At 75.1% G+C, this 20,911-nt stretch carries 19 protein-coding genes and 1 pseudogene; 6 read left to right on the plus strand and 14 right to left on the minus strand.

Annotated features, from left to right (window positions below; translation table 11 throughout):
* Positions 1-186: 186 nt before the first annotated feature.
* Positions 187-669, minus strand: a pseudogene (locus tag ACFY0X_RS26775) (LuxR C-terminal-related transcriptional regulator); the annotation flags it as partial.
* Between the two features lie 5 nt (positions 670-674).
* Here ACFY0X_RS26775 and ACFY0X_RS26780 point away from each other — a divergent pair.
* Positions 675-962, plus strand: coding sequence for a hypothetical protein (locus tag ACFY0X_RS26780; RefSeq protein WP_387758212.1), 288 nt, complete (start codon positions 675-677; stop codon positions 960-962).
* Positions 963-1,044: 82 nt separating this feature from the next.
* On the opposite strand, the gene ACFY0X_RS26785 is transcribed toward ACFY0X_RS26780, so the two are convergent.
* The 3 genes from ACFY0X_RS26785 to ACFY0X_RS26795 form a co-directional block, all read right to left on the minus strand.
* A complete protein-coding gene (locus tag ACFY0X_RS26785) occupies positions 1,045-1,803 on the minus strand; it encodes a MerR family transcriptional regulator (protein ID WP_387758214.1) in 759 nt (252 codons plus the stop codon).
* Positions 1,804-1,968: 165 nt separating this feature from the next.
* Positions 1,969-2,976 (minus strand): DUF2332 domain-containing protein, encoded by a 1,008-nt coding sequence (locus tag ACFY0X_RS26790; RefSeq protein ID WP_387758216.1) that lies wholly within the window; start codon positions 2,974-2,976, stop codon positions 1,969-1,971.
* Between the two features lie 906 nt (positions 2,977-3,882).
* Complete coding sequence (locus tag ACFY0X_RS26795) at positions 3,883-5,034, minus strand: SUKH-4 family immunity protein (protein ID WP_387758218.1); 1,152 nt, start codon at positions 5,032-5,034, stop codon at positions 3,883-3,885.
* A gap of 197 nt (positions 5,035-5,231) precedes the next feature.
* On the opposite strand from ACFY0X_RS26795, the gene ACFY0X_RS26800 reads away from it, so the two are divergent.
* A complete protein-coding gene (locus ACFY0X_RS26800; RefSeq protein WP_387758220.1) occupies positions 5,232-5,789 on the plus strand; it encodes an ATP-binding protein in 558 nt (185 codons plus the stop codon).
* Positions 5,790-5,847: 58 nt separating this feature from the next.
* Here the strand turns inward: ACFY0X_RS26800 and ACFY0X_RS26805 are convergent, their stop codons facing one another.
* From ACFY0X_RS26805 to ACFY0X_RS26830, 6 genes are all read right to left on the minus strand, one after another.
* On the minus strand, positions 5,848-6,438 hold the full coding sequence (locus ACFY0X_RS26805) for a DinB family protein (protein ID WP_387758221.1): 591 nt from the start codon (positions 6,436-6,438) through the stop codon (positions 5,848-5,850).
* A gap of 133 nt (positions 6,439-6,571) precedes the next feature.
* Complete coding sequence (locus tag ACFY0X_RS26810; protein WP_387758223.1) at positions 6,572-7,144, minus strand: dihydrofolate reductase family protein; 573 nt, start codon at positions 7,142-7,144, stop codon at positions 6,572-6,574.
* Positions 7,145-7,308: 164 nt separating this feature from the next.
* Positions 7,309-8,100, minus strand: a complete 792-nt coding sequence (locus tag ACFY0X_RS26815) for an SRPBCC domain-containing protein (protein ID WP_387758225.1) — start codon at positions 8,098-8,100, stop codon at positions 7,309-7,311.
* Positions 8,097-8,756, minus strand: a complete 660-nt coding sequence (locus ACFY0X_RS26820) for an ArsR/SmtB family transcription factor (RefSeq protein ID WP_387758227.1) — start codon at positions 8,754-8,756, stop codon at positions 8,097-8,099. Before ACFY0X_RS26820 ends, ACFY0X_RS26815 begins: the two co-directional genes overlap by 4 nt.
* Before the next feature lie 111 nt (positions 8,757-8,867).
* Positions 8,868-9,242 carry a hypothetical protein gene (locus ACFY0X_RS26825; protein ID WP_387758228.1) on the minus strand — a complete coding sequence of 125 codons (375 nt, stop codon included), beginning with the start codon at positions 9,240-9,242 and terminating at the stop codon, positions 8,868-8,870.
* Positions 9,227-9,802, minus strand: coding sequence for an RNA polymerase sigma factor (locus ACFY0X_RS26830; protein ID WP_387758229.1), 576 nt, complete (start codon positions 9,800-9,802; stop codon positions 9,227-9,229). The genes ACFY0X_RS26825 and ACFY0X_RS26830 overlap by 16 nt, the downstream gene beginning before the upstream one ends.
* 443 nt (positions 9,803-10,245) lie before the next feature.
* Here ACFY0X_RS26830 and ACFY0X_RS26835 point away from each other — a divergent pair, with 443 nt between their 5' ends.
* From ACFY0X_RS26835 to ACFY0X_RS26845, 3 genes are all read left to right on the plus strand, one after another.
* The gene (locus ACFY0X_RS26835) at positions 10,246-11,091 is read left to right on the plus strand and encodes a hypothetical protein (RefSeq protein WP_387758230.1); all 846 of its coding nucleotides are present in this window, start codon (positions 10,246-10,248) and stop codon (positions 11,089-11,091) included.
* Between the two features lies 1 nt (position 11,092).
* Positions 11,093-12,805 carry a DNA polymerase Y family protein gene (locus tag ACFY0X_RS26840; protein ID WP_387758232.1) on the plus strand — a complete coding sequence of 571 codons (1,713 nt, stop codon included), beginning with the start codon at positions 11,093-11,095 and terminating at the stop codon, positions 12,803-12,805.
* 62 nt (positions 12,806-12,867) lie between these two features.
* A complete protein-coding gene (locus ACFY0X_RS26845; protein WP_387758234.1) occupies positions 12,868-16,197 on the plus strand; it encodes an error-prone DNA polymerase in 3,330 nt (1,109 codons plus the stop codon).
* 107 nt (positions 16,198-16,304) lie between these two features.
* Here ACFY0X_RS26845 and ACFY0X_RS26850 read toward each other — a convergent pair whose 3' ends face one another.
* Complete coding sequence (locus ACFY0X_RS26850) at positions 16,305-16,910, minus strand: hypothetical protein (RefSeq protein ID WP_387758235.1); 606 nt, start codon at positions 16,908-16,910, stop codon at positions 16,305-16,307.
* A gap of 162 nt (positions 16,911-17,072) precedes the next feature.
* Positions 17,073-17,891: a TIGR03084 family metal-binding protein gene (locus tag ACFY0X_RS26855; RefSeq protein WP_387758237.1), complete on the minus strand. Its 819-nt coding sequence runs from the start codon at positions 17,889-17,891 to the stop codon at positions 17,073-17,075.
* 211 nt (positions 17,892-18,102) lie between these two features.
* Between ACFY0X_RS26855 and ACFY0X_RS26860 the strand changes: the two genes are divergently transcribed.
* On the plus strand, positions 18,103-18,879 hold the full coding sequence (locus ACFY0X_RS26860; RefSeq protein ID WP_387758239.1) for a LuxR C-terminal-related transcriptional regulator: 777 nt from the start codon (positions 18,103-18,105) through the stop codon (positions 18,877-18,879).
* Here the strand turns inward: ACFY0X_RS26860 and ACFY0X_RS26865 are convergent.
* Together ACFY0X_RS26865 and ACFY0X_RS26870 are read right to left on the minus strand one after the other, a co-directional pair.
* A complete protein-coding gene (locus ACFY0X_RS26865; protein ID WP_387758241.1) occupies positions 18,872-20,407 on the minus strand; it encodes an AMP-binding protein in 1,536 nt (511 codons plus the stop codon). The genes ACFY0X_RS26860 and ACFY0X_RS26865 overlap by 8 nt on opposite strands.
* Before the next feature lie 51 nt (positions 20,408-20,458).
* A complete protein-coding gene (locus tag ACFY0X_RS26870; protein ID WP_387758323.1) occupies positions 20,459-20,896 on the minus strand; it encodes a MerR family transcriptional regulator in 438 nt (145 codons plus the stop codon).
* Positions 20,897-20,911: the final 15 nt, after the last annotated feature.

Here is a 20,911-nt window from a genome sequence, read left to right on the forward strand (position 1 = left end):
GTCACGCGGAGCAGGTCCACGTGGCGGCGGCGAACAAGGATGAGCACCCCACCAGCCTAATTGACCCGTTCCGCGGCAGGCGAGCCCCCTGCGGCGGAGGGCCACCCCTCACTTGTCGGTGGTCTATCAAACTGTGGGGTGGTGGTGCCGGTGGCGGTGCCGGCGCGCGGCCGACGGGCGACCCCTTCAGGAGTTGTTGAGGTAGGCCAGGACGGCGAGGACCCGGCGGTTGTCGTCGTCGGAGGGCTGGAGATCGAGCCGGACGAAGATCGACGCGGTGTGCTTGGCGACCGCCCGCTCGGTGATCACCAGTTGCTGGGCGATCGCCGCGTTGGACCGGCCCTCCGCCATCAGGGCCAGCACCTGCCGCTCGCGCGGCGAGAGGGTGGAGACCGGACCGGCCGAGGAGTTGTGGGTGAGCAGCCGGGTGATCACCTCCGGATCCATCGCGTTGCCGCCCTGGGCGACCCGTCGTACGGCGTCGATGAACTGGGTGCCGTCCATCACCCGGTCCTTGAGCAGGTAGCCGATCCCGCCGGTGCTGCCGGCCGGCAGCTCGCGCGCGTAGAGCTGTTCCACGAACTGCGACAGCACCAGGACGGGCAGGCCGGGGTGGGCCTTACGGGCCGCCAGCGCGGCCCGCAGCCCCTCGTCGGTGAAGCCCGGCGGTCGGGATGTCTTCTCGGCAGACCGTCGGCATGGTGCTCACCTCGGTCTGCGGCAGCGGGCTGGTGGCCGGGTTGGTCGGGGTCCCGATCGGCGTCCTGGTGCACCACCAGGTGCTGCCCGCGATGGCCCGGGCCGCCGGGATCGGGGTGCCGGACGCGGACCTCGCCGTGTTCGCCCCGCCGGTGGTGGGGCCGCTGATACTCGGCGGCCTGGTGCTGGCCCTGCTCGGCGCGGCCCTCCCGGCCACCTGGGCGGCCCGCACCCGCACGGTCGCGGCGCTGCGGACGGAGTGACATGGAGTGCGGGCGAGAGAGGGCCGGTAGCCGGGCCGGACGCGGCGTCCAGCCAGATCCCTCCGGCCCCTCCCGGCCCGGATCAGGACAGCCGTGCCGCCGCGTACGCCTCCATGGCGGCACGCTGGTACGCGGCCAGGCCCGGGGCGACGGCCTCGTACGCGGCGCTCCACCGCTCGTTCTCGGTGCAGGAACGGGCGATCGCCAGGTACTCCTCGGTCGGGACGGACCGGAGGGCGCCGAGCAGTCGGTATTCCTCGTCGATCGCGCTCTGCACGGGCTCGGCGTCGGCGGGGTGGCCGGCGGCCATCAGCTCGGCCAGGTGGATCATGCGGGCGGTCCGCTCGCGCTGTCCGGCCTCGATCTCGGCCGGGGTCATCGCGGCGGTCGCACGCCGGGCCGCCTCGGCGTGCTCGGGGAAGTCGCGCAGGCTCGCGTCGACGTCGTCGGGCTGGACGCCTTCGAACAGGTTCTCGGGGCGGTTGATGGTCATGGGTGTGCCGTCCTTCCGGGAGCGTTCCAGGTCGGCGATCGTGCGGGAAACGGTGACGGCCAGGGCGTCGAGCCGGTCGCGCTCGGCTACCAGCCGCCGCCGGTGGCCCCGCAGGGCCTCCAGCTCGTCCACCTGATCGCCCAGGATCCGGGCGATCTCGGTCAGCCCCACGCCCAGCGCCCGCAGCACCAGGATCTGCTGCAGCTGGAGCAACTGCCGCTCCTCGTAGTAGCGGTGGCCGTTGGAGCCGATCCAGGCCGGGGTCAGCAGCCCGATCTCGTCGTAGTGTCGGAGCGTCCGGGCGGTCACGTTCGACATCCGGGCCACCTCGGCGATGGGCCAGGCCATGGCCGCCTCCCTCGTTTCCGCGTCCCCACGTTCGCGTGGACTGGGGCCGGTTCTCCGGCCCCGGTCACGACGGTAGAAGCTGCCGCTGCGGCAGCTTCAAGCCCGACAGCCCGCTCCGTTCCCGCCGGTCTCCAGCAGTCCCCGGTCGCCCCGTCGTCCGGCCGCCTACGCCTCGCCGAACCAGTCCAGGGACTGCCCGTGCGGCCCGGTGAAGGCCACCGGCCGTTCGTCCAGGGCGAGCGCGAACAGCCCGGAGCCGGCCGGGGCAGGACGGGGAAGGCGCCGGGCGACGGTCGGCAGCACCGAGACCGCCTCGTTGGAGATCCAGTGCCCGGGCAGCCCGCGCATCGTCGCCGCGAACTCCTCCCGCTCCTCCGGCGGCAGGTACGCGAGCACCGCGCTGTGGAACACCACTGGCGTCGCCCCCGCCGGGGCCCGTGCCACCAACTCCCTTACCGTCGCGTTGAGATCGCCGCGCACCAGCAGCGGCGGTTCGGCCCGGGCGACCCGCACGGCGCCGCGCAACCGGTCCAGCCGGTGGGTCTGCTCGGGCCAGACCAGCGACTCCAGCCACCGCATGTCCTCCTCGGCCCGCACGTCCAGCGGATTGAGGTCGATCCCGGCCCGCCACACCACCTCGGGCAGCCGCTCCCGCAGGGAGGCGGGCAACGGCACCGGCCCGCTCACCTCGCAGTCCAGCGTCACCGGGCTCGCCTCGGGGCCGAACTCGGAACCGATCTCGGAGCCGAATCCGGTAGCGGTCACGTAGCGGTACCGATACCGGTCCGGGTACAGGCAGAGCCCGGCCGAGGCGCCCACCTCGATCAGGGCGAGCGGCTGCGGCAGCGCGGCCAGCACCGGCAGCAGGGTCGCGCAGCGGCCCGCCTCGTTGGTCTGCGTCCGCCGCTCCAGCATCGTCGCCGAGACGTCGGCCCAGTGCCCCACCGCCCAGTCGTGGAAGGCCGGCCAGCCCTCCGTCACCGGGCCGCCCAAGTGCCGGACGGCGCCGAACAGCAGGTTCGGCTGCCGCTTCGCGGCCGGAAGCCCGTCCAGCAGCGCACACAACCGCCCGTCCCCGGCGACGCGTTCGGCCAGCTCCTGGTAGCTCGGCGAATTGCCGCGCGCCTCCCGCTCCGCGAACGCCCGGTAGAGCTCCCCCGTCTCGCCGCGCATCCCCCGCACGTCCCTTCCGCACCCTCTCGCGTGGTCGAACCGGCCCAGCCTACGCCCGGCCCGCCCCGCCTTCAGTCGCGCCTTCCGCCGCCCCCAGCGCACCGACCAGCACGCGGAGCACGGGTCGGCTCCAGGCCCCTCCCGGACGACTGCGTGCACGGTGCGAACCGGCTCCCGATCGGGGCAACCACCGTATGACGACACCCGGATGGCGCCGACTCAGGCCCAGCAGCGGGGCCGGCACCCCCCCAGCCCGGCCGCGACGAACCCCTGCGCGGTGGCGTAGTCCGGGACCGGGTCGGGCGGCTCGGCGCCCACCCAGGGCCCGCCCGCGAGTTCGGCCGGCTCCGAGCACGCACCGGGCGGCGAGCCGACGGCCCCAAGGCAGCACGGCGCGGTACGGATCGTCCCGCAGGCGGACCACCCGCAGGCCGTCCGGGGCCGGCGCGTCCGTGGGGCGGATCACCACTGCCAGCCCGGCGCGGCCGTCCCACACCTCGCCTGAGCGGTCCCCCGGGCTCGGTCGTGACGAGGTCGAGCCGTACGCCCGGAGGCTCCCGGCGGAACGCGGTGCAGGCGGTAGCGAAGCAGCGGACGGTCAGGCTGCCGCTGCGCCCGGCCCGCAGCTCGGCCGGCGCCGCGCCCGCCTCGGCGATGTGCCGGTCGATGGCGGCATCGTCCCCGGCCAGCTGGCGGTCGGCTCCGCGCTCTCCGGTCTGCTCGGTGAACTCCTCGGCCCGCGCTCCACGATCCGGCTCGGCGGGGCCGTCCTGGCGACGGCCTTCCTGCCGATGTTCCTGTCCCGCTCCGCATCCGCCGCAGCGTGCCGGAGCCAGGACGGCCCCGCCGATCGGCCCGGCCCGGCCCCCGCCCGGCACCGAGGCCGGGCCGGGTCGGCTGAGGCGCTCAGCCCAGCAGTCCGCCCATGTGCCCGTCCTCGGCGAGCAGCCGCCAGGAGCAGCCCGGCGAGGCGAAGGCCTCCGGGTCGACGGCCTCCACCAGCCGGTCCACCACCGCGCTCAGCAGCGCCTGCGGATCGAACACCGCCCAGGTGTCCCGGGCCCGGCCGTAGTCCCAGCGGTCCCACTCGGCGCGCAGCCGCTCGTACGTCCAGAGGGCGTAGAGCAGGGCGGACAGATCGCGGTTCAGGTAGGCCTCGGGGTGGCCGTCGTCGTACCAGTCCGGCAGCTCCAGCCGGCCGGTGGCGCCGTCCAGGGCGATCGTGAGGTCGGTCGGCCAGTCCCCGAGGGCCAGGAAGTCCCGCTGGTACGGCCGCTCCTCCTCGCCGTCGAAGTACTCGGGGTACGCCTCGCCCATGGTGACCAGCGGCTCCTCGCACACCCCGAACATCGCCCCGCCCAGCGGCAGGCCGACCTCGGTCAACAGCTGCCGGGTCGGCCCGTGCACCAGGGCGGCGGGCAGTTCCTCGGACCGGAAGCGGTGCACCCGGCCGGAGCCGCCGTCCTGGTCCGTCAGCGCCGCCAGCTCCGCCACCAGCTCCGGGGTTATCTCGTACGCGGGTCCGCCCGGACCGCCCGGCAGCGCACCCCAGCCCAGCGCCCGCACCAGCAGCGCGGTGCCCCAGTGCGGGGGCGGCGCGGACGCGTCGCCGAACAGCCCGGGATCGACGTCCCGCATCCGCCGCTCGGTCTCCGCCAGCACCTCCGCCATCACGGCAGGCCCGCGCCGCCCGTCCAGCGCCTCCGGCCGCCGGGCCGCCTCGGCCACCGCGTCCACCTCACGGACCAGGTCCGCCAGCGCGGTCAGGCCGGAGGCCAGCAGGTCGCGCCGCGGGCCGCCGTTGTCCAGGAACACCTCGCCGGTCACCCCGTCCAGCAGCACCAGGCTGCCGCCGGCCGCGAAGGGCGTGCAGTACTCCGTCTCCCCGAGGACGAACAGCCGCTCCGCCTCCGCGGGGAACGCCGTCAGCTGCCCGTCCCCGAGCGCCTCGAAGTCCAGGAACGCCCCCGTCGACGGCAGCCCCTCCCGCACCAGGAACTCCCGGCTCCCCGCGTGCACCACCCCGTCCGGCGCCTCCGCCACCCGCTCGAACCCCACCCGTCCCACCCCTCTCCCGACCTACCCCGTGACCCACAGACCCTAGCGGCCCGGCCCGACAACTCCGACGGGCGTGCTGTGGGGAGGTGTGCGGCGGGCGGTGGGGTGTGGTGGTTGCCTGGGTGGGGGGCGGTCTGTGGCGGCCGGGGTGCTTTCCGTCGGGGAGGTGTTGTGGGGCGGGCCCGTAGAGTGCGGGGATGAGGCGCTACGTGCTGACCGGCACGCCGGGGGCCGGGAAGACGGCGATCCTGCGGTGGCTGGAGTGCGCGGGCCATCCGGTGGTCGAGGAGGCCGCCACGGACGTGATCGCGCTGCGGCAGGCCCAGGGCGAGCCGGAGCCGTGGACGGACCCGTCGTTCGTGGACGCGGTCGTCGCCCTGCAGCGGCGGCGGCAGGAGGGGGCGGTCGGCCCGCCGGGGGAGGTGCGGCTCTTCGACCGCTCGCCGGTGTGCACGTACGCCCTGGCGGTGTACCTCGGCCATCCGGTGACCCCGGCCCTCGCCGGGGAGCTCGACCGGGTCCGGGAGGCGGGGGTCTACGAGCGCCGGGTGTTCTTCGTGGAGAGCCCGGGCTTCGTCACCCCGACCGGGGCGCGGCGCATCTCGTACGAGGAGTCGCTGCGGTTCGAGCGGATCCACCGGGAGGCCTACGCCGAGTTCGGGTACACGTGCGTTCCGATCGCCCCGGGGCGCCTGGCCGACCGGGCGGCGGCCGTCGTACGGCACGTCGGCGCGGCCGCCCGGCACGGAGGCTGACGTCCCCGGTTGCCTCGGATCCCTGACGCCCCGAACCCCCGGTCTCCGAAGCCCCGACTCAGGCGAGCCCGCCGGCCTCCCGGGCCGCCCGCTCCACGCGGTCGTGGTGGGCCCGCCACCAGTCGGCGTCGCCGGGGGCGGTGTTGGCGCCGTCGGAGCGCTGGCCGGCGGAGCCGTCCACCAGTTCGCGGACCAGGTCGGCGTGGCCGACGTGGCGGTGGGTCTCGGCGATCATGTGGACGAGCACCCGGTGCAGGGTCTGCTCGTGGCGGGCGCCGAACGGCACCCTGCCGACGGCGTCCAGCGGCAGGGCCTCGATGGTGGCGTCGGAGTGCGCCCAGACCCGCCGGTAGCGCCCGATGATCTCCTCGGTGCCCTCGTCCGCCCGTGCCCACAGGTCGCCGTTCGGCTCGGTCCCACCGGTGATCCACAGGGGGGCCGGTTCGGGGAAGGGTCGGCCGAAGGTGTCGCCGAAGTACAGGGCCTCGGCGCCGGTGACGTGCTTGACCAGCCCCAGCAGGTTGGTCCCGGTGGGGCTGAGCGGTCGGCGCAGGTCGTACTCGGAGAGGCCTTCGAGCTTCCAGAGCAGGGCGTCGCGGGCGTCCTGGATGTAGATCCGGAGGTCGGTCTTGTCGTCTGTCACGGTCATCGGATCAGTCTGTTGATCTCAGAATGCCTGTCCATCGATTTCCGACGCCGACGGCTCCTGGCCGCCAGTCGATCCACATTCCGACCAAGCCCGTTCACCGGGAACCTCCCCGAGGGAGGCGGAGAGTGCGCGGTCAGCGGACGACGTCGAGGACCTGCTTCTGGATGCCGTTGGCGTACGCCTCGTGCTCGACCAGCTTCAGCTTCTGGGCGTCCTTGTCCGTCGCGCTGAACAGGCGCTTGCCGGCGCCGAGCAGCAGCGGGAAGACGAGCAGGTGGTAGCGGTCGATCAGGCCGGCGTCCGAGAGGGCGTGGTTGAGGGTGGCGCTGCCGTGGACGATGATCGGGCCGCCCTCGGTCTCCTTCAGTGCGGCGACTTCGTCGAGCGAGCGCAGGATGGTGGTCTCGCCCCAGTTCGACACCAGGTCGCCGTCGGTGAGGGTGGTGGAGACGACGTACTTCGGCAGCGTCCTGTAGCGGGCGAACTCCGCCATGTCCGGCCACACCTGGCTGAACGCCTGGTAGCTGGTCCGGCCCAGCAGCATCGCGGTGGCCTCCTCCTGCTCCCGCCCCTTGATCTCGAACGCCTCGGGGAGGAACTCGACGTCCTTGAAAGTCCAGCCGGAGTTGCGGTAGCCGGGTTCGCCGCCGGGGCCCTCGACGACGCCGTCGAGCGAGATGAAGGCGGTGCTGATCAGGGTGCGCATGGGTGGTTCCTCGGTTCTCGTGCGGGTCCGGAGCCGTCGGCCCCGAGGGCCTGACAGCTCGGAAGGGGTTCCCGTAGGTCTACGGGCCCGGATGGTCTGAACGATCTGAAGGGTCTCGAAGGTCTGGAAGATCTGGACGGTCCGAACGACCCGGACGAAGCAGGTCAGGCGAGGAGCCCGGCCAGCCACCGCTGCCAGGCGGCCTCGGCTCCGACTCCGTCCCCGGCCCCGCCCTCAGCGCTGGCCCCGGCCTCAGCCCCGGCACCGTCCGGGACCGGGCCGAAGAGGTGGTGGAACATCAGCACCAGCCCGGAGCCGTGGTGGAAGGTGTAGAGCCCGTCGGCGCTGCGGACCTCCAGGCGCTCGTCGTCCGCCCAGACCACCTCACCGTCCAGCGGCGGCAGGCCCGCCGGTCCGCCGTGGACCCGCGTGCCCACGGCGGCCGGGAGCGGCAGCGACAGGGCGCGGGCGAGCAGGGCCCGGACCTCGGGCTCCGGCCGCCCGCCCGAGGGCGCGGCGGCGAAGACGGGGACGGCGGTGCGGCCGGGGAAGTGGCTGAGGTACTCGCGGAGCGTGTGGAGGTGGAACGGCCAGCCGCGGCGCAGCGCGTCGTACTCGTCCTGCCAGTTGTCGCCGAGCAGCCCGCTGTGGACGACGCGGAGCACGGTGGAGCCGCCGTCCCGGCCCTCGATCAGGTACTCGAAGGCCATGAACCGGCCGTCCTCGCCGGTGGCCGTACGGGTGGCCAGACGCTTGCCGGGCTCGTAGGCGGTGACGACGGCCTCCTCGCGGTGGCCTCCGGTCTCCATGACGGCGGTGCCGCCCTCGCGCGGGTCCAGTTCGTTGCGGCCCATGAACCAGGAGTCGATGCCCGGTCCGGTGGCGATCGCCTCCCAGACCTGCTCGGGGCTCGCCGGGAGGGAGGTCTCCAGCTCGATCTCGAACGGGTGGGTCATCGCGGGTCCTCCTGGTTCGGCTTCTCCCCGTTCGGCGCGGTCCCGGCGGCGCCGGTCTCCGCCCCGGCTCCGGGCTGTACGGCGGGGATCTGGTGGAGCCCGACGACCACCCGGTGGCTGCGGCCCCCGGGGGCGGACTCGTCGTGGTAGCGGCTGACGAGGGCGGCCACGGACTGGGCCAACTCCTCGGCGAAGGCGGCCCGGTCGGCCGCGGAGGCGAACCGCACCTGGGCGTCGATGCCGAAGGTGGCGACCCGTCGGCGGGCCCGGGAGGCGCCGGTCAGCAGGGTGCCGACCTCCTGCACCAGCCGGGAGCCGAGCGCCAGCAGCCAGCGGGCGGAGAGCTGGTCGGGGGAGCGGGTCGGGTCCGGGCTCACGGCGGCCAGGACGCTGGGGGAGATCACGTAGGAGGACGCGGTGGCGCGGTACACCCGTTCGGTGACGTTGCCCTTGCGGCGTTCCTCGGCGAGTTCGACGAGGCCGTGCCGCTCCAGTTCCTTCAGGTGGTAGTTGACCTTCTGCCGGGGCAGCCCCAGCCGGCCGGCCAGCATGGCGGCCGAGGCGGGCTCGGTCAGGGCGGCGAGGAGGCGTGACCGCATCGGGTCCAGCGAGGCCTCGGCCGCGGCGGGTTCTTCGATCACGGCGACTTCCAGCACCGTTCCAGGATCCGCCCGACAAAAAAATTTGTCAAGGAAAAAATTCCTGTCGGAAACCCGAGCGGCCCCGTGCCCGTGCCTCCCCTGCGAGGCACGGGCACGGTCGGTCCTTCAGGAGCCGGTCTTCCCGGGGTGTTTCTCGTGGCCGGCGACGGTCAGCCTGCACTGGCCGTCCTCGCAGGAACGCTGGAGGCGGCCCCGCGAGATGGTCTGCATCAGGCCGATCGTCCAGCACATCGGGCAACCGCGCAGGGCGAACAGGCCGACCGGCAGGAGGACCAGGCCGACCGGTCCGACCAGCGGGAGGAGGGCGATCGAGCCGATCAGCGAGCCGAATCCGACCACTCCGCGCGCGACGTGCTCGGGCAGGGACCTGCTGGCGTAGTCGGGGCCCTGGGGGCGGGCTCCGGCTCCGGTTCCGGTCGGCGTCTTGATCAGCGTGGTGGTCGTCGTCCTGGCCGTCGCCTTGGTCATCGTTCCGGGCATCGGTTCCCTCCGGGGACTGGTTCGGGGGTGGCCAGCAGGGCCCGTTGAACCGCCGAACGGGCCCGGTGCAGGCGGGACTTCATCGCGGGCGTGCTGAGGCCCAGCGCGTCGGCGACCATCCGGCCGCTGTAGCCCTGGACGTCCCGCATGATCAGCACTCGGCGCTGGTCGTCGGGCAGGGCGGCGACGGCGGCCGCGACCCGGTCCGCTTCCAGGCGCCGCAGGACCGCCTCCTCGGCCGAGGCCACCGAGGCGTCCTGCCGCAGCGGTGCGGCGTCGTCCCGCAGCCGGGTCCGCGCGCGCCGGAGGCACTCGTTGCGGACGATGCGGAACATCCACGACGCCAGGGCGCCGGAGGCCCGCAGCATCCCGATCTTGCGGTACAGGATGATCAGAGCCTCCTGCGCCGCGTCCTCCGCGTCCTCCGGGGTGGCGCAGAGCGAGCGGGCGAACCGTTGCACATTGGGGTGCGAGCCCGACACCAGCGCGGCGATCGAGTCGACGTCACCGCCCTGCGCGGCGGCGATCAACTGCTCACCGGGCCAGGTCGATTCAGCCACGCCCGGCTCGCTTGCGCTTCACGACCAGCATGCAGGTGCAGAGCAGCACCAGGGCGACGGCGATGCCGATTCCGATGACCATCACTACCTCCAGATCCCGTGCCCGACGTTTGTCGGAACGTTTATAAGAGGCACGGGCCGCTCCAAAGGATTCGGCCCCACCGCGGAAAACTCGTCCGCGTTCCCGGCGGGGCGCCGGAGGGTCGCCGACGGGGCGTCAGCGGTCCGTCGGCGGACCGGGATCCCCGTGTGCGGCCTGATCGCCGGCGGCACGAGACCACGGTGGACACGCTCGGCGCCATCCGGGCGTACCCGCTGGACTCTCGATGGTGTCCGCGCCGTACCTCTCCTCGATCTTCGGTGGGGCGGTGCAACGGAGAGTGACGGGTGGGTTGACCAGGTCGGACTTGAATCTTTGCGAACGAATGTTCGATCCTGGGGGTGTGCCCGTTTTCGAATCTGTTTTCGAATCCACCGCCGAGCAGCCCGCACGTCCCGTGCTCCGCCCGGTGGCGTCCCCGGCTGCCGCGCCGGGGACGCCGGGGACGCCGGGGGAGCGGGAGGGGCAGGCGGCGGAGCGCCGGGGGCTGCTGCCGGTGGCGCCCGCGCTGCGGGAGGTGCTGCCCGACGCCGGGCTGCGCCGGGGGACGGCGGTGTCGGTGGCGGGCGGGGACACCGGGCTGCTGCTGGCGCTCGCCGCCGGGGTGAAGGAGACCGAGGGCGGCTGGGCCGCGGCGGTCGGGCTGCCGGACCTGGGGCTGGCCGCCGCCGAGGGGTACGGGCTGGACCTGCGCCGGCTGCTGGTCGCGGACGATCCGGGGCCGCACTGGGCCGAGGTGGTCTCGGTGCTGGCCGGCGCGGTCGAGCTGATCATGCTGCGCCCGGACGGGCCGGTGCCGCCGAAGCTGGCCGCCCGGCTGGCGGCGGTGCTGCGGCGCAGCGGCTGCGTGCTGCTGGTCGCCGGGCCGTGGCCGGGCGCGGCCCTGCGGCTGGGTGTGCGCTCGGGGCGCTGGTTCGGGCTGGGCGACGGCCACGGGCAGCTCGTCGGCCGACAGGTGGAGGTGGTGGCCGAGGGCCGTGGCTCGGCGGGGCGCGGCCGGACGGCCCGGCTCTGGCTGCCGGACGAGCACGGCGCGGTGCGCCCGTTCCAGGAGCAGCCGCAGCAGGAACAGCCGCAGCCGATGGCGGAACCGGCGGCACCGGCGATACCGGCGATACGGGCGATACCGGTGGTCCCGGTGGTACCGGCGGCGGAGCCGGTGGCCCCCCTCGTGGCGGCGGTGGTCTGAGATGGCGGACGACAGAACCCCCCGGGTGCTGGTGGTCTGGTGCCCGGACTGGCCGGTGGCGGCGGTCACCGGCGACGACCCGGTCGCGGTGACCGAGGGCGGGCGGATCCTCGCCTGCTCGGCGGGCGCCAGGGCGGCCGGGGTGCGGCAGGGGCAGCGGCTCAAGCTGGCCCAACGGCTCTGCCCGGAGCTGGAGCTGCGCGACCGCGACCCGGAGGCGGAGACCCGACGCTTCGAACCGGTGGTCGCGGCCGTGGAGGCGTTCACGCCCCGGGTGGAGGTGATCCGCCCGGGCCTGTGCGCCATCCCGGTGAAGGGCCCGGGCCGCTACTTCGGCGGCGAGGAGGCGCTGGCCGCCAAGGTCGGCAGAGCGGTGGCGGACGCCCTCGGGCAGCCGCTCGTCCCGGACGCCGTCCCGGGCGCGGTGGCCGTGGACGAAGGCCCGGTGCCCGTGGACGGGCACGCGGGGGCCGTGGCCGAACGGCCGGCGGACGCCCCCCAGGCCCAGGTCGGTGTCGCCGACGGCCTGTTCGCCGCCGTGCTCGCCGCCCGGGCGGGGGTGCTGGTCCCGGCCGGCCGGACGGCGGAGTTCCTCGCCCCGTACCCGGTGGGCGCGCTGGGCGACGAGGCGTTGGCCGGACTGCTCGGGCAGCTCGGCCTGCTCACCGTCGGGGCCTTCGCCGCGCTGCCGGTCGAGTCGGTCGCGGACCGCTTCGGCCCGGCCGGGACGGTCGCGCACCGGCTGGCCCGCGGCCTGCAGCCGCGCCCGCTGGTGCCGCGCGACGAGGAGCCGGACCTCGCCGTCGAGCAGCGCTTCGACCCGCCGGAGCCGCTGGCCGAGCCGCTGGTGTTCGTCGCCCGCACGCTGGCCGAGCAGCTGCACCAGCGGCTGGCCGGGGCCGGGCTGACCTGCCGCCGGGTGGCCGTCGAGGTGGCCTGCGCGGACGGCCGGACGGCCTCCCGGCTGTGGCGGCACGAGGGCCGGCTGTCCGCGACGGCGCTGGCCGAGCGGGTCCGCTGGCAGCTCCAGGCCTGGCAGGGCGCGGGCACCTTCGCGAGCCCCGATCCCAGCCGCGACCCGAACGGCCTCTCGAACGGCCACCCCAGCCGCGACCCGAACGCCCACCCGAACGGAGATCCGGGCGGCCAGGAAGGCTTCACCCTGCTCCGGCTGGCCCCCGACGGCCTCTCCCCGGACCAGGGCCGCCAGCTCGCGCTGTGGGGCCAGGCCGTGGCGGACGACCGGGTGGAGCGGGCGGTCGCCCGGGTGCAGGCGGTGCTCGGGCACGCCGGGCTGCGCCGGATCGAGCCGGCCGGCGGGCGCGGCCCGGGCGAGCAGGTGGTCAAGGTGCCGTGGGGCGAGCCGTACGAGGCGGCGGTGCCCGCCGACGCGCCCTGGCCGGGGCGGCTGCCGGAGGTGTGGCCGACCGTGGTGCTGCGGGAGCCGGCGCCGGTGCGGGTGCTGGACGGGGCCGGGCGGCCGGTCACGGTGGACGGCCGGGCGGGGGTGTCGGCCCGGCCGGCCCTGGTCGTGGCCGGGGGCCGGGAGGAGCGGGTGGACGGCTGGACCGGGCCCTGGCCGGCGGTCGAGTACTGGTGGGACCAGTCGCGGGCCCGGCGCCGGGCGCGGTTCCAGGTCGTGGTGGGCGGTGGCCGGGCGCTGCTGCTCACCGTGGAGGGGGGTGCCTGGTACCTGGAGGCCGGCTACGACTAGCGGCGCCCCGGCACCCGGAGGGGGGAGCAGAACGAGCACGAGAACGACGAAGGCAACCCCTGATGGGCTTCACCAGCCACCCCACCCTCCCCTGGAGCGAACTGCACCGCCGGCTGTCCGGCACGGCGCCGGACCGTACGGTCGTCCCGCTGCGCCGCTCCACCCGGGAGCAGCCGGACGCCGGGCCCACCCCCGAGGAACTCCCCGCCCCGAACACCGGGGCCGCCCCGAACGCCGGCTCCACCCCGAACACCGGCCCCGCCCCCGGCCCCGCCCCCGGTCAGGCCCCCGGTCAGGCCCCCGGTCAGGCCCCCGAACCCTGGGCCGAACTGCACGTCCACTCCGCCTTCAGCTTCCTGGACGGCGCCAGCGACCCGGAGGACCTGGCCGCCGAGGCGGTCCGGCTGGGCGTGGAGACCCTCGCGATCACCGACCACGACGGCCTGTACGGCGCCGTCCGGCTCGCCGAGGCGGCCCGGGGCACCGGCCTGGCCACCGTGTTCGGCGCCGAGCTGACCATCCGCGACGGCGACGCTGAGGAGCACCTGCTGGTCCTCGCCCGCGACCCGGCCGGCTACCGCCGCCTGTCCGCCGCGATCGCCGCCGCCCAGCTGGCCGGCGGCGCCAAGGGCAACCCGCGGTACGACCTCGCGGCGCTCGCCGGGGCGCACGACGGTCACTGGGCGGTGCTCACCGGCTGCCGTCTCGGCCGGGTCCCGGCCGCACTGCCCGACCGGGGCGAGGCCGGGCGCCGACTGCGCACCCTCGCCGAGGCGTTCGGCCGCGAGAACGTCCACGTCGAGCTGATCGACCAGTGGCTGCCCGGCGACGACCGGCGCAACGACGCCCTCGCCGCCCTCGCCGCGGAGCTGGACCTGCCCGTCGTCGCCTCCACCAACGCCCACCACGCAGGCCCCGCCCAGGGCCGCCTGGCGCAGAGCCTCGCCGCCCTGCACGGGCGCCGCACCCTCCAGGACGCGGTCGGCTGGACCAGGGCGGCCGGCACCGCGCACCTGCGCTCGGGCCGCGAGATGGCCGGCCGGCTGGCCCGCTTCCCCGGGGTGCAGCGGGCCACCGCCGAACTCGGCCGGGCCTGCGCCTTCGACTTCGCCAAGCTGGACCCGGAGCTGCCCGGCTTCCCCGTCCCCGAGGGCGAGACCGAGATCAGCCACCTGCGCGCCCTGGTCGCGGCCGGCGGCCCGGCCCGTTTCGGCCCCGGCAACGCCGCCGCCCGCCGCCAGCTCGCCAGGGAGCTGGACGTGATCGAGGACCTCGACCTGGCCGGCTACTTCCTGATCGTGCACGACATCGTGGACTTCTGCCGCCGCCAGGACATCTGGTGCCAGGGCCGCGGCTCGGCCGCCAACTCCGCGGTCTGCTACGCCCTCGGGATCACCGCCGTCGACCCGATCCACTACAAGCTGCTGTTCGAACGCTTCCTCTCCACCGCCCGGGACGGGCCGCCCGACATCGACCTGGACATCGAGAACCGCCGCCGCGAGGAGGTCATCCAGTACGTCTACGGCCGCTACGGACGCGAGCACGCCGCCCAGGTCGCCAACGTGATCACCTACCGGCCCCGGCTGGCGATCCGCGACGCCGCCCGGGTGCTCGGCTACCCGCAGGGGCAGGTGGACGCGTTCAGCCGGCAGACCGACTTCCGCTCCGCCCCCGGCGCGGACGCCGTCATCCCCGCCGACGTGCTCCAGCTCGCCACCCAGCTCCACGGCCTGCCCCGCCACCTGGGCATCCACTCGGGCGGCATGGTGCTGACCCGGGAGCCGATCGGCGAGATCTGCCCCACCGAGTGGGCCCGGATGCCCGGGCGCTCCGTGCTCCAGTGGGACAAGGAGTCCACCGCCGGCGCCGGGCTGGTGAAGATCGACCTGCTCGGCCTCGGCATGCTCGCCGCGCTGCACGACGCCTGCGACCTGGTCGCGGAGCACCACGGCCTGCGCTACGACCTGGCCACCATCCCGGACGACGACAAGGGCGTGTACGCGATGCTGCGCCGGGCCGACACCGTCGGCGTGTTCCAGGTCGAGTCCCGGGCGCAGATGGCGACCCTGCCCCGGCTCAAGCCGGACCACTTCTACGACCTGGTGGTCGAGGTCGCGCTGATCCGCCCCGGCCCGATCCAGGGCGGCTCCGTCCACCCGTACCTGCGCCGCCGCGCCGGGGTGGAGCCGGCCGGCTGCCCGCACCCGCTGATGGAGAACGCGCTCGGCAAGACCCTGGGGGTGCCGCTGTTCCAGGAGCAGATGATGCAACTCGCCATCGACTGCGCCGGGTTCACGCCCGCGGAGGCCGACCGGCTGCGCCAGGCGATGGGCGCCAAGCGCTCGCACGAGCGGGTCGCCCGGCTGCGCGAACGGCTGCTGGGCGGGATGGCCGAGCGCGGCATCCCGCCGGAGGTGGCCGAGGACGTCTACGTCAAGATCGAGGCCTTCTCCAACTACGGCTTCCCGGAGAGCCACGCGATCAGCTTCGCCTACCTGGTGTACGCCAGCGCCTGGCTGAAGCACCACTTCCCGGCGGCCTTCACCTGCGCCCTGCTGGCCAACCAGCCGATGGGCTTCTACTCGCCGCTCAGCCTGGTCGCGGACGTCCGGCGGCACGGCGTGCGGGTGCGCGGGGTGGACGTCAACGCCAGCGGGGCGCGGCCCACCCTGGAGCCGTACCGGGGGCCGACCCCGAAGCCGCCGCTGACCGCCGGACGTCCGCAGCCGGCGATCCGGCTGGGCCTGGAGACGGTGCGCGGCATCGGCACCCCGCAGGCCGAGGCGATCGTGGCCGGGCAGCCGTACGCCGACCTGGAGGACTTCGCCTGCCGCACCGGCCTGCCCGGGCCCGTCCTGGAGGCGCTGGCGACGGCGGGCGCCTTCGACTGCTTCGGACTGACCAGGCGTCAGGCCCTCTGGGCCGCAGGGGCGTTCGCCGGGATCTCGGCCGATCTGATCCCCGGCACCACCCCCGGCACCGAGGCGCCGGAGCTGCCCGGCATGAGCCCGGTCGAGGAGACCATCGCCGACCTGTGGGCCACCGGCACCTCCGCCACCAGCCACCCGCTCCAGCACCTGCGCACCCAGCTGGAGCGCGGCGGCGCCCTCTGCGCCGTCCAACTCCCGGACGTGCCACCGGGAACGGCGGTGGTGGTCGGCGGCCTGGTCACCCACCGGCAGCGGCCGCCGACGGCCGGCGGGGTGCTCTTCCTCAGCCTGGAGGACGAGACCGGGCTGATCAACGTGATCTGCAACCGCCCGGTCTGGGAGTCCCAGCGCCGCACCGCCCTGGACCGGGCCGGGCTGCTGGTCCACGGCCACATCGAGCGGGACCGGGGCGCCACGAACCTGATCGCCACTCGGCTCACCCCGCTCCGGATCGGCCTCTGAGGCCTCCGGAGGGGGTGCGCCGACGCCAGCCTGACCGGACGCCATCGCCAGTGGACGCCATCGCCGGTGGACGTCGGCGCCCGTGGACGCCAGTCAGTCGGCGGGCGTCAGCCCGGGTACCCGATCTCCGCGAGGTCCTCGGCGAGCTCGTCGAGGTCGGTGTCCGGGTTGAGCGCCGCCACCACGGCCGGGGTGAGCGGGCGCAGCGCCAGGACGTGCTCGACCGCGGCGGGGTCCAGCGCCTGCTCCGGCTCGAAGTAGTCCTCGGCCCACGCCCGGTAGGCCTCGGCGGAGCCGTCCAGCAGCAGGTCGAAGAGGCGCTCCGCGCCGCGTTCGGCGGCCGCGCCGTGCCAGGCGTCGTCCCCGGGGGCGCGCCAGAAGCAGCGGGTGACCGTCGGCCCGTCCTCGTCCCCGAAGGCGGGCTCCTCGGCGAAGCGGCGGAACTCCTCCGGCACGGCCGCGAGCAGCTCCGGGGCGTTGGGCGCCTCGAAGCCGCGCCCGTAGGCGCCGACGGCGGAGAAGACCACGACCCAGTCGTCGCCCTGGCCGTTGCGCATCGAGGCCATCTCCTCGCCCTCGTCCCAGGCGGCGTCGAAGGAGTGGTAGCGCGACTCCCAGTCGTCCGGGCTGAGGATCGCGTCGAGCGTGGCCAGCGCGCGGCAGCGGCCGCGCAGGTCGGGGACGGCGGGCAGGTGGCTGAGCAGGTCGTTCATGGCGGCCATTCAACCCCGGCGGTCCGACAGCGCCGCGGCCGGGGCCGCCGCCGAGCCTCCCGGGGCCGCCGCCGAACGTCCCGGGCCCCGCCACCGGGAGCCTCCCGGCCCCGGCCCCGGCCCCGGCCCCGGCCTCAGCCTCGGGGCCCGCCCCCGCCCGTTCTACGCCCCGGGCTGCCGCCCCTTGCCCGGCGCCCCGGCGAAGGCCTGGGCGATCGGGAGCCAGGCGGTGGCGACCGGTCCGGTGGCGGTGAGCGCGAGGTCGTCCCGGTGCCGGCGCTGGGTCACCAGCAGGCAGAAGTCCACGGCCGGGCCGGCCACCACGTCCGGCGCCCCGGCCGGGCCGATGGACCAGGCCCCGCCGTCCGGCGCGGTCAGTTCGAGCCGGACCGGGTGCTCCGGTGCGGGCAGTCCGTGCAGCGTGAAGGCGAAGCCCAGGGTGCGCAGCCCCAGGTGGGCGATGTGCCGCAGCCGGTCGGTGGGCTCACGGGTGGCGCCGAGCGCGTCCGCGACGTCCTGGCCGTGCGCCCAGGTCTCCATCAGCCGGGCGGTCGCCATCGAGGCGGGCTTCATCGGCGGGCCGAACCAGGGCAGCCGGACGTCGGCCGGGGCGGCGGCGAGCGCGGCCAGCACCTGCGCCCGCCCGGCCCGCCAGCGGGCGAGCAGGGCCGCGGGTTCGGCGGCCGCACCCGCGCGGGCGCCCTCCTCGACCGGGTCGGCGCCGGCCGCCAGCAGCTCGGTGAAGCGCCCGCCGAGCGACGCGCCGAAGCCCTCCGGGTCGCGCGCGGCCAGGGCCGTCCAGTCGTCCGTCCAGGCCAGGTGGGCGATCTGGTGCGCCACCGTCCAGCCCTCGGCGGGCGTCGGGCGGGCCCAGTCCCCGGCCGGCAGCCCGGCGACCAGGTCGTCCAGCACCGCGCTCTCGGCCCGCAGGTCCGCCAGCAGCCCGCCCAGGACGTCACCCGGGGCGTTCGGGTCGGTCATCGCTCTTCCCTCCGGCATCTTCCCCTCCGACATGTTCCCCTCCGGCATCGACTTCTCCCTGCGGGCCCGGGCGGTCGCCGTCCGGCGGTTGCTACCCGCCGGTAGTGTCCCGGCGCACCCTACGCCCGCCCGGCCGCCGCCGTCCGCGACTCCACGGAACACGCATGTCAGGACTCTCGCCACCGGCCCCACCGCGTGTGACAATTCCGCGATGACCAGGGCTGCGGACCCCCACCTTGCGCAACCCGTCGACGGCGCTGTGCGGCCCGACGACCCCGAACTCGCCGCGCGCGCCGCCGAGCTGGTGCGGGACGCCGTACTCGGCGACCTCGCCCGCCGGGTGGTGGCCGAGTGCGGCGCCGACGTCGGACTGGTCGGCGTGCCCGAGCCGCTGCCCGGGAGCCGCCCCGGCAGCGAGGGCATGGTGCTGCGCCACTGGGCCGGCACCCGGGCCGACCTGCTGCACGACGTGCCCGTCCCGGCCGGACTCGGCCTCGGCGGCCGGGCGCTCGCCGAGCGCGCGCCCACCTGGGTGCCCGACTACCGTGCGGCGACGAACATCTCGCACCACTACGACGCGGCCGTGGCCGCCGAGGACCTGTACGCGATGCTCACCGTCCCGCTGATGGACGGCGGCACCGTGCACGGCGTGGTGTACGCCTCGCTGCGCGCCGTCGTCCCGTTCGGGGACGTGCGGATCTCCGCGGTCGGCACGCTGGCGAAGGCGGCGGCCCGGGCACTCGCCGGGGCCGCCGCCTGGAACCGCGAACAGCCCCGGAAGGCGGCCCCCGTACCGCCGTTGACCCCGCGCGAGCACGAGGTGCTGCGCTGGGCGGCGACCGGCCGGACCAACCCGGAGATCGCCGCCCGACTGGGCCTGACCTGCAACACGGTGACGGGCTACCTCAAGTCCGCGATGCACAAGCTCGGTGTCCGCAACCGGACCGAACTCGCCCTCGCTGCGCGGGAGTCGGGGCTGGTCAGTTGACCTGGCGGTCCCGCCCGGCCCAGTACGGCTCGCGCAGCCGGAACTTCTGCAGCTTCCCGGTGGCGGTGCGCGGCAGGGCGTCCCGGAACTCCACCGTGGTGGGCGACTTGTAGCCGGCCAGCCGCTGCTTGCAGTGCGCGATCAACTCGGCCTCGGTGACCGCCTGGTGGCCCTCCCGGAGCACCACCAGCGCCTTCACCGTCTCGCCCCACTTCTCGTGCGGCACGCCGATCACCGCCGCCTCGGCGACCGCCGGGTGGTCGTACAGGCAGTCCTCCACCTCGATCGAGGAGACGTTCTCCCCGCCGCTGATGATGACGTCCTTCTTGCGGTCGGAGATGGTCAGCAGGCCGTCCGTGAGGGTGCCGCCGTCACCGGTGTGGAACCAGTCGTCCCGTAGCGCCTCGGCCGTGGCCCCGGGCTGCTGCCAGTAGCCGTCCAGCACGGTGTTGGAGCGCACCAGCACCTCGCCCTGGGCGTCCACCCGCAGCCGGGTGCCGAGCGCCGGGGCGCCCGCCTGCACCAGCTTCTCGGCCCGCTCGGCGGCCGGCAGCGCGTCCCACTCGGCCCGCGAGCGGTTGACCGTGACCACCGGGGAGGTCTCGGTCAGGCCGTAGAGCTGCATGAACTCCCAGCCCAACTGCTCCTCGACCTGCTGCACCACCGAGGTCGGCGGCGGGGCGCCGGCCACGATCATCCGCACCCGGTCCCGGCCGGGCACCGGGCCGTCCCAGTCGGCGGCCGCGTCCAGCACCATCTGGACCACGGCGGGCGCGCCGGACAGGAAGGTCACCCCGTGCCGCTCGACCCGGCGCAGGATCTCCGCGCCGTCCACCTTGCGCAGCACGATGTGCCGGGCGCCCAGGCCGGTGAGCGAGTACGGCAGGCCCCAGCCGTTGGCGTGGAACATCGGCAGGGTGTGCAGGTAGACGTCCCGGTCGCCGGCGCCGTAGTGCAGGGCCATCACCGTCGCGTTCAGCCAGATGTTGCGGTGGGTGAGCTGAACGCCCTTGGGGCGGGCGGTGGTTCCGCTGGTGTAGTTGATGGTGGCGGTGTCGTTCTCGGCCACCGCGTACTGCCGGGGTGTGCCGTCGAAGTCGTACAGCACGGCGTCGCTGTCGGCGCCGAGCACGAACTTGTGCTTGGCCACCACCCCGCTCAGCGAGTCGGCGATCTCCGGGTCGACCAGCAGCACGGAGGCGCCGCTCTGCTCGACGATGTACGACACCTCCTCGGCCCTCAGCCGGAAGTTCACCGGCACCAGCACCCGGCCGTACCCGCTCACCCCGAAGAAGGAGGTCAGCAGCCGGGCCGAGTTGTGCGAGACGATCGCGACCCGTTCGCCCGGCCCGACGCCGAGCCGGTCCAGCCCGGCGGCCTGGGCCCGGGCCAGCTCGGCGATCCGGCGGTAGCTCAGCTCGCCCCAGGATTCGGCCGGCTGCACCGGCTCGTCGACGATGCCGACCCGGTCGCCGTAGACCAGCTCGGCCCGGTCGAGGAAGTCCATCACGGAGAGTGGAATCTGCATGGGGCCACTGTCCTCTCCCGGTCGCGCCCTGCACACCCCCGATCGGGGGTGTCACCCGTCCGCGTGAGGACCGGCGGCGGGCGGCGCCACCGCGGGCGGCCCGGCCTCGTACGGCCCGGCCTCGCGCGACCCTTCCGCGGGCACCCCGGCCGCCGCCAGAGCCGCCACCAGCCGGTCCCGGGCCTCGGTCTGGGCGGCGATCCGGCGCTCCAGCACCGCCAGCCGCTCCCGGGCGATCCCCAGCACCCGCTCGGACGGCCGGACCGCCAGCACGTCCCCGTCCAGGCAGCCCAGCAGCGGCCGGAGGTCCTCCAGGGTGAGCCCGGCGGCCACCAGCGCGCGGATGTTGCGCACCCGGACGACCGCCGACTCGTCGTACTCGCGGTAGCCGTTCGGCGCGCGGTCGGAGTCGATCAACCCGGCCTGCTCGTAGTGCCGCAGGGCCCGGGCGGTACTGCCCGTCCGGGCCGCCAGCTCACCGATCCGCACCGCCATCCGTCCCCT

Source organism: Kitasatospora sp. NPDC001547, assembly GCF_042894165.1.
Classification (GTDB): domain Bacteria; phylum Actinomycetota; class Actinomycetes; order Streptomycetales; family Streptomycetaceae; genus Kitasatospora.

Coding starts and splice junctions, on each gene's coding strand:
- ACFY0X_RS26845 (WP_387758234.1), top strand. CDS start 12,868: ATGGGCTTCACCAGCCACCCCACCCTCCCCTGGAGCGAACTGCACCGC.
- ACFY0X_RS26865 (WP_387758241.1), bottom strand. CDS start 20,407: ATGCAGATTCCACTCTCCGTGATGGACTTCCTCGACCGGGCCGAGCTG.
- ACFY0X_RS26790 (WP_387758216.1), bottom strand. CDS start 2,976: ATGCGCGGCGAGACGGGGGAGCTCTACCGGGCGTTCGCGGAGCGGGAG.
- ACFY0X_RS26805 (WP_387758221.1), bottom strand. CDS start 6,438: ATGACCGTGACAGACGACAAGACCGACCTCCGGATCTACATCCAGGAC.
- ACFY0X_RS26850 (WP_387758235.1), bottom strand. CDS start 16,910: ATGAACGACCTGCTCAGCCACCTGCCCGCCGTCCCCGACCTGCGCGGC.
- ACFY0X_RS26825 (WP_387758228.1), bottom strand. CDS start 9,242: ATGCCCGGAACGATGACCAAGGCGACGGCCAGGACGACGACCACCACG.
- ACFY0X_RS26810 (WP_387758223.1), bottom strand. CDS start 7,144: ATGCGCACCCTGATCAGCACCGCCTTCATCTCGCTCGACGGCGTCGTC.
- ACFY0X_RS26800 (WP_387758220.1), top strand. CDS start 5,232: ATGAGGCGCTACGTGCTGACCGGCACGCCGGGGGCCGGGAAGACGGCG.
- ACFY0X_RS26785 (WP_387758214.1), bottom strand. CDS start 1,803: ATGGCCTGGCCCATCGCCGAGGTGGCCCGGATGTCGAACGTGACCGCC.
- ACFY0X_RS26815 (WP_387758225.1), bottom strand. CDS start 8,100: ATGACCCACCCGTTCGAGATCGAGCTGGAGACCTCCCTCCCGGCGAGC.
- ACFY0X_RS26780 (WP_387758212.1), top strand. CDS start 675: ATGTCTTCTCGGCAGACCGTCGGCATGGTGCTCACCTCGGTCTGCGGC.
- ACFY0X_RS26840 (WP_387758232.1), top strand. CDS start 11,093: ATGGCGGACGACAGAACCCCCCGGGTGCTGGTGGTCTGGTGCCCGGAC.
- ACFY0X_RS26855 (WP_387758237.1), bottom strand. CDS start 17,891: ATGACCGACCCGAACGCCCCGGGTGACGTCCTGGGCGGGCTGCTGGCG.
- ACFY0X_RS26860 (WP_387758239.1), top strand. CDS start 18,103: ATGACCAGGGCTGCGGACCCCCACCTTGCGCAACCCGTCGACGGCGCT.